Origin of the sequence: Collinsella sp. AF02-46-1, from assembly GCF_003465825.1 — a bacterium.
Lineage (GTDB): Bacteria > Actinomycetota > Coriobacteriia > Coriobacteriales > Coriobacteriaceae > Collinsella.
On record NZ_QSBV01000002.1, the window covers coordinates 52,295 to 65,646 of the forward strand.

Consider the following 13,352-nt stretch of genomic DNA (forward strand, 5'->3'; position numbering starts at 1 on the left):
CTCTGCAGCGAAAACCGCGCCGTCCGTAGCGAAAACCGTACCGTCCATAGCGAAAACCGTCTCGACCACAACGAAAAGCATCACAACATTCGACGTTTTTCGGCAAAATCGCGATTTTCATCGAATGTTGTGATGGTTTGGAAGCCCCGACCACCACAAAGGTGCCTGTCCCCATTGTGGTGGTTCTGGAGAATGTCCTATGCCGAGGCCTTGGCCTTGCGGCGCTTGCGGACCGCGTGGATCACGATGTCCAGCAGCAACAGCACAATGGCCACGACCACGATGAGCACGGCAAACTCGCGCTTGCCCCAGTGGCGGCCGGCCAGCGACTTTTGCTTGTCGACGTCCTTCTTGTTGTATTTGGTGCGCACGCAATGCACCAACAGGCGATGGTCGTTCACGCCGTAGGGCGTGCAGGTGACGAGCGTCACCTTGTCGGCGCCGGGCTCGATGGTCAGCGACTCCATCTCCTCGGGCAGCACCACCTCGGAGTCCACCATCTTGTAGGCGAGCGTCTTGTTCATGGTGTGCAGCAGCACCAGGTCGCCGGGCTCCAGCGAGTGAATGTCGTCGAACATGCTCAGGTTGCGCATGCCCGAGTGCGCGGTGAGCACGCAATGCGTCGAGGTGCCGCCCACCGGCAGGCTCGTGCCCTCCAGGTGGCCGACGCCCGCCATGAGGACTTCTTCGCTCGTGCCGTGGTAGATGGGCATGCTCACATCGATGGAGGGGATCTCGACCCAGCTCATCATGGGGTCGCGGTCAAAGATGAGCTGCTGAGCGTAGGGCTCGATCTGGTCGGCGGGAAGCTCGGTGGCCTCGCCGGCAAGCTGCTCGTTATAGGAGCGCGCCTGCAGCAAGATGCGCTCGCGCTCCTCGGCAGACAGCGCGTCCACGGTGCTGGACACGGTGCTGATCTGGTTGAACACGCCCGAGGCCTCGAGCCGGTCCAAAATCCACGGCCAGGTCATAAGGCCCACGCCGATAAGGATGATGACGATGGTGATGAGCCGGTCGGCCCAGCGAGGCAGCCGCTTGCGGCGGCGCTTGGGCTTTGGTTGAGGTTTGGGCTGAGGGCTTGAGCCGCCGTTGTCCGCGGCGTTATTGCTCTTCATATGTTTGGCGCCCTGCACCATCGCCGGTCACTCCTTACAGCTCAGGTTGTCTAAACAAATAATAGCCGATTAGCGAGCTTCCGCGCCAGACAACGCCGCTAGACTGCACCGTTCGGGCCACGTAACCCCACTCAACCAATCAAGCCATATGTTGCTTTCATCGTCTCGAGCAACTGCGCCATCGTTACGCCCGCAACCCCGATCTGTTTCAGATTGACGTCGCCCACCTCGCAATCTTTAACAAACGCAAGCATATCGTCCTTCAGTTCTTCGCCCAGGTCTACACCTTCCGACTCGCCAAGCAACTGAGCAAGCCTCAGCGCATCGCGTTTATGCTTTTTTACCTTCTTCGAATCAACGTTCTCCCCCGCTTCCCTTCTGGCTTTTAGGTCGAGATACGCCTTCGCTTTGAACGGGACAATGTATTCCGTACCCAGGACCGAAACGCCGTCTACGGTCCGAATTCCCTGAAGGAACAAGCTGTAGTAAGCATCGTCCAACAAAATTGCCGAAAGACTGCTTATGTTTTCATCAACGTGAATTGGCGCCACATCAATCCCCTCACGACCCTTTAGAAAGTCGGGGCACTTCGCGAAGAGTTCGATCATATGGGGGTAACCCGGCCTCTTGGGCTCTGTAAACCGATAAAAACATGAGCCTTTGCCTTCGCCCCAGCCGCAGCGGTAACCGCCATCACGCACCAAAGTCCATATAGCTTCTGCCGTCTGAGGCAACCGGTCATCGGCGACGATTACCACATCAAAATCGTGAGTCATCCTAAACGGAAGTCCCGCCTCCGCGAGCAAAATGTCGCATGCCGTGCCGCCGATAAGAGCATACGATCCTGCAGCTTCTTGCATATGCTGCTGAAATTCTTGGAGACCCTCTACAGCGCTTCTTGCCATGGATATTCCTTTCCAAACATGCGATCGACTTCGAGCTGAATTCGCTCATCGTCGATTGCCGCCAAAGATAGCGCAAGCGAAATGTCGTCGACACGGGAGGAGCCGGCAAACACGGGTGCATAGCGCCACACTTGAATCATCGCCGTTTCGTTATCCGGCAACTCCCCGTCTGCGACTTCGAGGTCGCTCAGTTGACGCCATGCACTTCTTAAGACGGCCTTTTGTTCCATGCCCGGTGCAGCGAGCATCGAACGCGCGGCGAGCGCCGTCTCCCCGGCGTCAACAAGATAGTCGATCTGCGGCGTCTTCCTTGCAAAAAAGACCTTCGAGACAGGCGAGGAGAGCTCTGCCATGTGCTCGCTTAGCAAAAGATCAACGGCGACAGGGAGCACGACGACACGTCGCTCGCGACGCTCGCGCCTCGCGAGTCCCCTGTCAACAAGCTCGGTTATGGCCTCACTCGCGCGGCTTGCCGAGATCCCAAGCGCACGACAAAGGTCATGGGGGCGATATGGCTCCTGGGCTACTCCCCAGATTGCGGCAGCCTGTGCGTTGGGTGACATCTTGGTCGCGTGATTGCGAAACCGGGCACCGCCCCTCTCCGTGCAGGCCGTGCCCATAAATGGAAGAAAAGCCTGTCTGCCGGGGCAAACAAACGGAATCCCTTGTGCGACCAATGCTTTGCGCTGACGTGCATCGGCATCAGGAAACGAAACGACAACAGGAGTCTCCGCACGCAAGGCTAGCTGACTATAGACTCTCTTAACCTCGGGAAGCCCGACGCCAGTAGGCAAACTTGCAAGCAAAAACGAAAAACCGTTTGCGTCAACAGCGCGGACCTCAATCGCTCGCAGATGCAGCGGCAAGCGTGCGGATCCAGGCCAAGTTTTGGTCTTGGAGGAGAGGCCTAGTGCTTCTTGTAAGTAGTTTAGCGCTTCGTTCATTTCCATTGTTTTCGTTCGATTCCAGTTTGTATTGGAATTATACATTATTTTTGGAATTAACGAGATTCCTTTGTGAATCGGCCAGCATTTGCGTTTTCAAAATGTCCCGGATTGGCGGGGCGATTCGGGATACAATGTCAATAGAAAACGACGCACCCCGCGTAAGTGTACGAGAGCGCGGGCGGCCTAGTTTTCTGGTTTTGTTAAATGCCCGGGATCCGACCCCCGGGCATTCTTATTTGCGCTTGCGGCGCAAATGCCTTCTACCGTCCGCACCGCGCGTGCGCCTACGGACCTTAATCCGAACCTCATACGAGTCAAGAAACGCGATGACGAACGTACCCGCATCGGACGGTAGAGGCTGGCTGCGTTATCCCAAAAAACGGGGCAGACTCCAGTGCGGAATCTGCCCCGAAAAGAGAATGGCAAAGCAAGAACGTCGATGGACGAGAAAAGTGTCCGCAAGTCTCATGGCCATCACATCCCACCTGCCAAAGGGATGGGTGAGTGAGCGTTACTCCTGCTCGGACTCCTCAGCCTGCTTACGGCTACGAATGAGGTGCGCCACGCCGATGCACAGCACCGCACCACCAGCGATCCAAGTGAAGGTCACGCCGTTAAGGCCGGTCAGCGGGAGGTTGGAGCCCTTCTTGTCGACGATGGTGAAGCTGAGCTTACCGGTAGATACGGTGGCAGAACCGGCCTTTACAACACCATCAGCAGCAGTAACGTTGGCAGAATCCTTGTCGGGAGTCACCGCGGTGCCATCCTGCTGAAGCGTGCCGCGAGCAATGGTAAACGTGACACCTTTGGAAGCAGAGTTGTTGTAGCCAGGCGCCGGGGTTACCTCTGTAAGGGTGTAGGTGCCCTCATCGAGACCGACAACGTTGATCATGCCCTTATCGTTGGTAGTTAGTATTGCGGCATTTGTATCTGTCGTCGTGGTACCGTCGGCCTTGATAAATTCGTTGGAGCCTTTCTCCTGCAGCGTGAACTGAACGCCTTCGAGGGTCTTGGGGTTGCCAGTCTCGTCCTCGTCGCTACCAACCTTGGTGACATCGATACCATAGGTGTAGTCGTAGGCCGGATGGTCAACCGTGGTACCGGTGCCATTGGTGTGCGGGTTGTTGGAATAGGTCAACTTGACATTGTTCACCTGGGCCTTGCCGAGCATATCCTGCGTAATCTTGCTAGCATCCAGTTTGGCCTTGTAGTTCACATAGACTGTCGAAATACCGTCAACGGTGATAGGATTGCCAGCCTTATCCTTTACTTCTTTGAGGTTCTCGAAGGAAACAGTGAGCGTATTCGTGCTTTCTCCCGGGACATAGGTCGCACTGTAGCAAGCGGGATCCACGACTGAATTGGCAATCTTGACCTCAACGACTGGGTTACTGCCCTGAAGCTCTGGAACCATCGTGGAGGGGAGCTCGTCAGTGAAAGTGTAGCTGTACTTGACATACGTGTTAATGTTGCTAGTCACAGTGCCGGCAAGCTGATATTCAACAGGCTGTTCAGCAGCGGAGTCGGCAGCCTTGTTGGCTGCGGTAAAAACATTCTTGCTATCGTCCGTAACAAACTTGCCGTTCTTGTCATCCTTTACGGCCTTGGTCACTTTGGGGACGTCCTTCTTGGGGGCCACGTTAACGTCAGAACCACCGACGATGGTGAAAATCGGCGAGGTATACGCATCAGTATTGCCATTAGCACCGCTGGTCGTACTGGGCGTATCGGTCACGAAAAGCCAGTAGCCATTATCAAGATCCTTAAAGCTACCTTTGGTGGAATCGCTTGGCTTTGTCCACGTGAGGGTCTTGTCCCCTTCCAAGGCCTTGGCAATCAAGTCAAGAGTTGTACCAGTATCAACCGCCGTAGTCTCTCCAAAATTAGAGCCCTGAGTCGTGCTGATGAACTCCGCCCACGTCTGGGCGTCAGCATCTACGTCAGGTGCTCCAGTAACGTCTTTGAGCGCAGTCGTAACGAGGGTTTTCACATTACCCGGAGCCCACTGAATATCGGAAAGAGTCTTAGCGGCCGAGCCATCCCAGCTCCCATCGCCCTTCTGATCCTGCGTGACCTTCGCGGTGAAGATCTGAATGCCCTTGAATGTCGTGCCGGTGTATGTTTCGTCGGTGATAGCCACCTTACCCTTCTCCGTGGCCACCGTCGGCGTGCCCTCGGCAAACGCCATCGTAACCGGGGCCATGACTCCGCCGAAGCTCAACGCTGCTGTGAGGCCGGCGGTTACTGCCAGGCGTGCGATGTTCTTGCTCATGCTCATCTTCTTTTCCTCCGTTTTCCGGTTGGTTCTCATTCGATCGGTCATCATCTGTCTGTGTCTTAGCATCTACTTCGCTACGTCTCGCCCCGCTCTCTGTGGGGCTGCCAGCTACTCTTTATGGCTGCCACCTCCCCGCTTGACCAGGAGCGCGACCACGATGAGCGCGGCTCCGGCGACCGCTGCGGCGGCCGCGGCGTACATTGCCATATCGCCAGTCGAGGGCATAAAGCCTCCGGTGAAGATGCTAGGGGGCGTGCCGGTGGGCGTGTTGATGATCGACGCCTCCAGGCTGCCCGTCGACCCGTCAGCGCTGTCGGCGCGCAGGGGCGACTCGGCCGTGATGGTGAGCTTGGGCTTGGCGGCGGCCACCTGCTTAACGTCCAGACCATCGGCCTTGACCGTCACGGATCGCGTACCCTTAAAAGCGGTGTAGCCCTTGGGCGCCTTGAGCTCACGGACCTCCAGCTTGCCCGAGTCCACGCCCGAGACGGTCACGCGGCCGTCCTCGCCCGTGGTGACGGTGGCCTTGCCCTCCGCATCCCACGTGCCATCGGCCGCTAGCGTGCGGCCGCGGTCGTCGGCGATGCTCAGGACCGCCCCGGGCAGCGGCTTGTCGCCGTCGCTGCCGCGCTTGGTGAGCGCGAGATCCCAGGTGTAGGCGCACGCATCGTCGCTCGGCGTACGGGTGAAGCCGGCGTCGCCGGACTGGTCGGCAAGGGGGGAACGCGGGTAGCGCAGGTAGACCTCGTTGGGGTTGCCCTTGGCGATGCCGTGGTTGCATGCGCTGTTGAGCGGTGCGTTGTACACGGCGACCACGCGGGCGCCCGCGGTGAAGGCGTCGGCCCCGCCGAGCGCGGCGATGAGGTCGCCGGTGCGCACGGTGAAGGTTCCGTCCGCCGCCACCTTGGTGGCGCACTGGGCGGTAATGTCGGTCCAGCCCTTGGCGGGCTCGGTGCCGGCGCGGCCGTCCCTGCCGGCCGGGACGGCGTCGAAGCCGCCGTCCGCGCCCGCCGCCACGTATACATGCATGCTCGCGGCCACCTTGGAGGGGTCGAGCCCCGCGCTCATGGTGTCGACGAACCGCACCGCATAGGTGTCGTAGGCCGTGAGCCCCGCCGGGACCGCGGCCGAGAGGCGCCAGTACAGGTCGTCACCCACGGTGGCGTCGGCGGCCTTCTGCCATGCGGCGGTGCTGTCCTCCAGCACATTCTTGGCAACCTTGGGGGTCGCCGCCTTGGGCTTGACGGTGACGGCGCTGCCGCCGACCAGGGCCATGATCGGCGCGGTGCCGGCCTCGCCCTGGGCGATGGCGTCGTCGTCGGCGACGATGAGCCAGTAGCCGCAGGGCAGCTCGGCCGCCGTGCCCGCGTTAAGGGCCACGGACACGGCGCCAGAGCTCTGGAGGGAACGAGCGAGCTGTGCGCTCAGCGCGCTCGTGAGGTGGGAATCGGTGTTGAGCCACTCGGCAGCTTCCTGCGCGGTGGTCTGGGAATTGGGCATGCCAGCGCTGTGCAGCACGGGCAGGACGGCGTCGCGCACGGCGCCGCTTGCCCAGACGAGGTCGGTGGCGATCTTGGCGTCGTTGTCGCCGTCGACGACGTTGGCGTTAAAGATCTGGTAGGCGTCGTAGCTGCTCGCCACGGTGCCGCTCACCGTGATGGAACCGGTCGAGGTCGGCGCGGCCTGCGCGGAAGCGGGGAACACAACCGCGCAGGTGCCGATCAGGAGGGCAAGCAGCGCAAACAAGATCGGGAAGGAGCAAACTTGCTTATTCACGACGCTCGCCTCCCTTCGCATTCGCCTTGCGACGAATGTGCATCCAGGCCGCAGCAGCGCAAAGCACCGCCGCGCCGGCAAGGTACGTCAGAGTGACGCCCGACATACCAGAAAGGGGCAAAGAGGTGGAGTAGGTGTTGGTGAAGGTGGGGGTGTCAGTCGGTTTCGCGCTCTCATGACCGCTGGCGTCGACCTCGTAGTAGAACGGCGTGCAGTTCAGATGTCCTTTGCCGTCATCCGTTGCCGTCACCACGACCTTGAAAGTCTTGGTGTCGTTGGTATAGCCCTTGTGGCTGGTGCCTTCGCCGGCGTCAGCAGCACATTCACAAATGTAATAAGTGAATGTTGCCTTATCGTCGTTGAAGTCGCTGACTTTGAGTGGTCCGATCTTCTGCTCGGCGAACGTCACCGTCTGCAAGTTGTTCGAGTCATCAGCGGTACTCTTTGTATCAAGCACCGTTTTCTCGCTGCCATCCATGGTATATAGCTCGAACTTGAACTTCTTCATCTCGCCGCCATCGACCTTCTTGGTCACCTGAGGTGTCCAAGTGCCTGAAGTCTGGTAGGGCGCAAGTTCGTTCGTAAACGCAGGTTTGGAGCTGTTGCCGATTTTTACGGTCGAGATTGTATTATCTTTCGGATCTACACTCCAGTTATAGAACTCAGGAGATTTACACTCGGTGAAGCCCGTTTCGCCTTCCCTTTTAACGGATACTGTGGAAGCGCTCTTATCAACTTCATAACGATTAATATTGATCCCCAAGAGGTTGGTCGTATTAAATGGTGTCGTACCAACCTTTATATGTATTTTGTAAATGGCCTTATCAAAGGTCGTGCCTTCCTCATTGATAGGGACTTCAACAAGGTAGAGGTCGTAATTGCCCGACTGGTAGTTCGCAGCCGTATCAATGACGATCTCTCCACTTTCATTAACGGTAACCTCGGACGTCGCCTCGCATCCGTTTGCGTTAAGTGAGCCGTCCGTATTCCAATACGGCTCCCCAGCTGAATCGGCGGCTTTACCCAACAGCTTGAACTTATAGCCGTGGCCCGTGAGGCCTTGCGGTTTGCCGTCCTTCATGAGGACCTTGTTAGCCTTGACCTTGATTGCAGGATACACGTCCAGGGAAGTAACCTCACCGACGATGAGGTCGCCGTTGGTCATGATGCCACCGCCGTGGGTGTAAGAGTAGTTACCGCTGATGATGGTCGTAGCCGCTGCCTGTGCATCAATTTTAGCCTGGTCGGAAGGATGAGCCTCAAGGCCAAACATGTACTTGGCCTCGGCGCCGCCATTAGGATCGATGGTGATTTTCTGGCCATCGCAGGTACCTTTCCAGCCAGCAGAACGATTGCCGAGCATCTTGCCAAGAACGACTGCGACCGTCTTATTGCTGCCCTTCTTGCGCACGAGGAAGAAATCCTTGTGACCCTCATTTTTGAAGTCATCGGTAATGTACTCAGAACCCTCAATATCTTTGTCCTGATCCTTGCCATCACCACCGGCGGAGAAGTGCTTGCCATAATCCGTATTGTTGTAGATTGCGGCACCATTTGAGTGCGAAACAATTGTCTCGCCCGTAGGGCAGGCACCGATGCCACCACCCCAGCCGCCGGCCTCATTATCAGTAATCAGCGTCTTTACGATGTTAAGCTTGCCGCCCTTCTGAATAAAGACGCCACCGCCGCCCCAGTCGCCACCACGACCTTTGGTGCTACCCGTATTCGTCTTATTGTTCGTAATGTAAACCCTGCCAGTATCACTGGCGTTAATTGTTGCCATCGTGCCGGCGCTGTCGCCGCCCGCGACACGCAGACCGCCGCCTTCGGCGTTATCGGCAACATTGCCGGCAATCGTACCGCCAGTCATTTTAAAAGTGATTTTCTCGATCTCGCCGTCGTTATCTTTATCATAAAAACCAGCGTAGACGCCACCGCCAGCCTCATAGGAATAGTTGGCCGTAACGAAGCCGCCCGTTAAGTTAAGCGTGCCATCGTGCGTACATGCAATGCCACCACCACCGAGCAGGCCATTGTTGCCAAGGTGGTCAATATCTGTGATGCGAGCATCGACTCGATTGTTGGTTATACAGGCAGAACCGCTAATGGTAACTTTTGCACCCTTGGTATAAACACCACCACCGTAGCCGCCATCGCGTGTGTTTTCACCATTATTGATAGCTTTATCATACGTTGCGTTGCCAGAGATAATTCCGCCCGCAAGGTTCAGAGTGGCTCCATTATCAGCAAAGACGCCGCCGCCGGCAGCTGCCTTGTTTCCCGCGACCACGCCGCCTGTCATTTCGAGGCTGGCATTCGCGCCCGTTATGCACAGACCACCGCCCCAGCCACCGCCGTTGCCGTTGGTGACGTAACCGCCTTCGATTTTGACCGTACCCTGAGAAAAAATCACATGACCGTCGTTACTCAGGTTGGCAGCCGTGGTAATCATGCCGCCCTTGAGATTGAGTATGCCGCCCGCTTCAACGTTGACCACATACTTTACGGAACCGCTTTCCGATGCTGCATCAATAGCGCCAAAGCCCGTAACGACATGCTCGTACGTAGTCTCGGTGGTGCCAAGTCTATTTGTATTGGGCGTGCTCTTAGTCTCATAGTAAGTAAGCCTCTTAGGAGTGCCGTTATTAGAGCCGCTTCCCCTTTCCCACTCCATACTCGCAGGCTGACCCGCCGACGCATTAGCCGTATCGACCGGTCTTGGTAAATCATTTGTTTTTTTGCTCAAATCCTCGATAGTGAGTGTGGCTCCGTTTTCGACCACAAAGAAGGAGTCTAAGCCGCCAGAACGGTTACAGAGCATGTTGCCGTTAAGATCGATGATGGTGTCTTTGGTGATTTTAATCTGCTGATCCGAATAGGCAGAACCCGTCAGTCGGAACTTGCCGCCGTCGGCGAATTTCTTAGAAACATCGTTGCTTACCTCGGTATAGTCATTGGCACTGACGGTGGCGGGAGCGTTCGCGTTTTCATCGTTATTCTCATCATCCGCAAGCTGTGCGTCGGAAGGCTGTGCGGCGCCCTTGGCCTCCACGCTATCGGCAGTCGAGCCCGCAGCAGCAGCGTCTTCGGTCGCGCCGCCCTCGGTCTCGCCGCTATTCAGCTTTTTGGTATCCCCGTTGTTGGTGTTGCCTACATCAGTAGACTCACTTGAGGAACCCCCCCCCATCACAGTTTTCTCGGTAGAAACCGTCTGGGCATCGTTGGCAATGGCCTGCGAGATCGGGGGCATGACGAGCGACAGCACCAGGCTCAACACGGAGGCTCCGCACAAAACGCCTGCCAGTACACGGCGCGTCGCTTTATTACTCTGCTTAGATTTGTCCGAATTCGCTTTCATCGATGTCTCCTCCCCAAGAGACCGCAATCTTGCTCTTTCACCATCAAACGTATCTGCGCAATCTGTAATTGCGCTCGCTAATGATGCAATTATAATGATTGTTTAAACATCTGAGCAGCAAAACCGACATTTTTGTGCAAGTTCTCAATTCTCTTGACAATTGCTCGGATTTGCCTTCGTTTATTCGCTATCTATTTTTTGTTTCTGCTGGTAATTTAGTTGCCTATTATTTTTTAATGGCATTAGATTTATTTGCACAACAATTTGCTCAAGAGCAAACATCCTGTGAACGGTCGAAAATCGACCGTGAGCGGTAGGTCATTAACCGGGATGAATATCCTACCAAACTGATGAGAATATCTTTAACCCATCGGTGGTTAGAAGCATGATGTTAAGACAACAATATTTGAATTATCACACAGACTTTAGGTATCAATTCGCCCAAATCGCCTGAGTCCACCGCAAAAGAGCCTGCCCCTTTTGCGGTGGTTCTCCCCCAGCGCTACAGCAGGTGCTCCTGGATGAAGATCGCGATGCCGTCTTCGTCGTTGCCCGCGGTTACAAAGTCGGCGGCGGCACGGGTGGCGTCGCTGCCGTTTGCCATGGCCACACCCACGCCGGCGTCAGCCACCATGCAGGTGTCGTTATCGGCATCGCCAAACACGCAGATGTTCTGGAGCTCCATGTCGTTGAGCTCCGCCACGCGCACAAGGCCGCGCGTCTTGGACACGCGGGGATCCATGAACTCGTAGAGCCGCTGCGTGGTTTGCAGAGCCGCCGCCTTAACAGTGTTATCGGCAAACGTCGACGCCCGCTCAATCACCCGCGGCATTACCTCGGGCGCCATGGTAAACATCACCTTGGGCTGCGGCTCACGCAAAAACTCGGCAAAATCGACCACCTGGTAGGGCACGCCGTCGACGCGCGACAGGTGCTCGACGCATGCGTTGCTCTCGGGCACGTAGAACACGCCGTCTCGGGGGCAGACGGGCGTTGCCGGAAGGTCCGCCATGTGCTTGCAGATGCGCGCGATGGTCTCGCCCGGCAGCGGATAGCTCAGCTCGTTGATGTCGTGCGCGCGGTCAATGACCTCGGCACCGCCACAGCCCACCAGCACGTCTACCAGGCCTTCGATGCCCCAGAGCTCGTACATGGCCTCGGTCGCGTGGGCGTCACGCCCGGTGCACAGGCCAAAGAGCACGCCACGCTCGCGCAGGGCGCGGATCGCCGCCACGGTGCGCGGGGACACCGTGTGCTGGCTCGTGAGCAGCGTGCCGTCGATATCGCAGAACACGGCTTTGATGTGGCTAAAGGTGGTGTCCATGGGAGCCTTTCTGGGTTGTGCGGCGATGTGGGGTGTATTCGCAAACGGCGTACATGGTATACCAAGGCGCGGATGCTGCCTGTCAAAGCAAAACCACCACAAAGGTGCCTGCCCCCTTTGTGGTGGCAGGATGCAGGATGGCCTAGCCCGGAGCGCAAACCATCACAACATTCGACGTTTTTCGGCAAAATCGCGATTTTCATCGAATGTTGTGATGGTTTTTACTGCTTTGCGGCACGATCCAAGTGATTGCGTCCAAACAGCAGCAGCGCCGCGGGAACCGTCGTCACGACCATGCCCGCACCAACGAGCGTCTGCTGCACGCCAAACGTCGCCGCCAGCCAGGGGGCAATCGCCAGCGGGGCTACGCCGGCAAACATGTTGCCAAAGCCCATGACCGAGTTGACGCGACCGAGCTGCTCGAGCGGGGCCGTCGTTTGCACGATCGTGTTGTGGAGCGGGTTGACGACGCCCCAGGCCACGCCTAGGGCAATCTGGCCGACAAGGGCTACGCCCACGTACGGCGTCCCCACATAGAGCAAACTTCCCAGGCCCACGGACATAAGCGCCGCGAGCAGCGTTTTAAGGTTGACCAGGTGCGGCGGCAAACGGAGCGCGAGGACGGCGCCCAGCACCGCGCCCACACCGCTGGCCGACGAGAGCCAGCCCATCCACTCAACACCGACATGCAGGACATCGCGGTAGAAGAACGACTCCAGCGGATCGAAGGCTCCGTAGCCAAAGTTCGAAAGAAAAATGATGCAGAAAAGTAGCGCGAGGACGCTGTTGGTGAAGACCGTCTTGACGCTGGCTGCGAAGGTGACGCGGGAGGACGTGCTGGGGTTGGAGCTTTGTCCCGCACGCTCCCCTTCCTCTGCCGAATCAGCATCCGCATCCCCGGCGACATGGCTGGTCTGCGGCCTAAAGCCCCAACCGGCGACGAGCGCCAGCACGGTAAAGAGCATCATGAGCACGAACACCGCGCGCGACGACGCAGCCGCCGCGACAAAGCCGCCCAGCGTGGGGCCAACGATGATACTCACGTTTGAAAACATGGCGATGGCGGAGTTGATGTCTTTGAGCTCGACAGGATCGTCGGTGAGGTAGGCCGGATAGGACGTGGCGATGGGCTGGGCGAATCCCATCACAAAGCCCAGAAACACCGCGCCGAGCAGGACGACGCCGGTCGCGCTACCAAAGGCGATGATTGCCGTGCCAGTTGCGAGAGCGCCGATGATGCTCAGCAAGAAATGACGGCGCGGGCCCCAGGCGTCGAGCGCCGCGCCGCCCGCAAAGGATCCCAGGATCACGAAAACGTTCATGAACAGGACGGCCAGCGATGTCGCGACGACCGAAGCGTCATCCGCATAGGTGAGCGTTCCGATGACGCCGATAAAGTAGCTGGTCTGAAAGCCGGTGTAGATGAGAAAGCGCATTGCCACCAGGCGCTTGGCCTGCACGGACAGCGATGATTGAGACTTTGAGAAAAGAGAGGCGAGCATGGAGACTCCTTGTTTCGTACGAATGCGGACGGCGGGCATTCGCCACCGTCTGTCAAATCAATCTATCCACATGAAACATTATGGACGCATCGAGCCCCTTTTCTCCGTTTTTCGCCCGTCATGAACTACTTGGTAGATTGTAAGGCA

At 57.6% G+C, this 13,352-nt stretch carries 8 protein-coding genes; all 8 read right to left on the bottom strand.

The genetic code is table 11. The annotated features are described in order from the left end of the window. Positions 1-197: 197 nt before the first annotated feature. The 8 genes from DWV20_RS01420 to DWV20_RS01455 all read right to left on the bottom strand — a co-directional run bounded on the left by DWV20_RS01420 (position 198) and on the right by DWV20_RS01455 (position 13,205). Positions 198-1,115 (bottom strand): class C sortase, encoded by a 918-nt coding sequence (locus DWV20_RS01420; RefSeq protein WP_158566267.1) that lies wholly within the window; start codon positions 1,113-1,115, stop codon positions 198-200. Between the two features lie 131 nt (positions 1,116-1,246). Next, positions 1,247-2,020: a hypothetical protein gene (locus DWV20_RS01425; RefSeq protein ID WP_118256192.1), complete on the bottom strand. Its 774-nt coding sequence runs from the start codon at positions 2,018-2,020 to the stop codon at positions 1,247-1,249. Continuing rightward, positions 2,002-2,970, bottom strand: a complete 969-nt coding sequence (locus tag DWV20_RS01430) for a helix-turn-helix domain-containing protein (protein WP_118256193.1) — start codon at positions 2,968-2,970, stop codon at positions 2,002-2,004. The genes DWV20_RS01425 and DWV20_RS01430 overlap by 19 nt, the downstream gene beginning before the upstream one ends. 508 nt (positions 2,971-3,478) lie before the next feature. Continuing rightward, entirely contained in the window at positions 3,479-5,239 is a 1,761-nt protein-coding gene (locus tag DWV20_RS01435; protein ID WP_158566269.1) for a SpaA isopeptide-forming pilin-related protein, read from the bottom strand. 114 nt (positions 5,240-5,353) lie between these two features. Next, positions 5,354-7,021, bottom strand: a complete 1,668-nt coding sequence (locus DWV20_RS01440) for a SpaA isopeptide-forming pilin-related protein (protein ID WP_158566271.1) — start codon at positions 7,019-7,021, stop codon at positions 5,354-5,356. Further along, positions 7,014-10,379, bottom strand: coding sequence for a Spy0128 family protein (locus DWV20_RS01445; RefSeq protein WP_118256196.1), 3,366 nt, complete (start codon positions 10,377-10,379; stop codon positions 7,014-7,016). The genes DWV20_RS01440 and DWV20_RS01445 overlap by 8 nt, the downstream gene beginning before the upstream one ends. Positions 10,380-10,881: 502 nt before the next feature. Then, a complete protein-coding gene (locus DWV20_RS01450; protein ID WP_117637986.1) occupies positions 10,882-11,703 on the bottom strand; it encodes an HAD family hydrolase in 822 nt (273 codons plus the stop codon). A gap of 221 nt (positions 11,704-11,924) precedes the next feature. Continuing rightward, the gene (locus DWV20_RS01455) at positions 11,925-13,205 is read right to left on the bottom strand and encodes an MFS transporter (RefSeq protein WP_158551319.1); all 1,281 of its coding nucleotides are present in this window, start codon (positions 13,203-13,205) and stop codon (positions 11,925-11,927) included. Positions 13,206-13,352 lie beyond the last annotated feature (147 nt).

Bases quoted from the DNA above. Each gene is read 5' to 3' on its own strand.
- DWV20_RS01455 (WP_158551319.1), bottom strand. From the start codon at position 13,205: ATGCTCGCCTCTCTTTTCTCAAAGTCTCAATCATCGCTGTCCGTGCAG.
- DWV20_RS01445 (WP_118256196.1), bottom strand. From the start codon at position 10,379: ATGAAAGCGAATTCGGACAAATCTAAGCAGAGTAATAAAGCGACGCGC.
- DWV20_RS01420 (WP_158566267.1), bottom strand. From the start codon at position 1,115: ATGAAGAGCAATAACGCCGCGGACAACGGCGGCTCAAGCCCTCAGCCC.
- DWV20_RS01435 (WP_158566269.1), bottom strand. From the start codon at position 5,239: ATGAGCAAGAACATCGCACGCCTGGCAGTAACCGCCGGCCTCACAGCA.
- DWV20_RS01425 (WP_118256192.1), bottom strand. From the start codon at position 2,020: ATGGCAAGAAGCGCTGTAGAGGGTCTCCAAGAATTTCAGCAGCATATG.
- DWV20_RS01450 (WP_117637986.1), bottom strand. From the start codon at position 11,703: ATGGACACCACCTTTAGCCACATCAAAGCCGTGTTCTGCGATATCGAC.
- DWV20_RS01430 (WP_118256193.1), bottom strand. From the start codon at position 2,970: ATGGAAATGAACGAAGCGCTAAACTACTTACAAGAAGCACTAGGCCTC.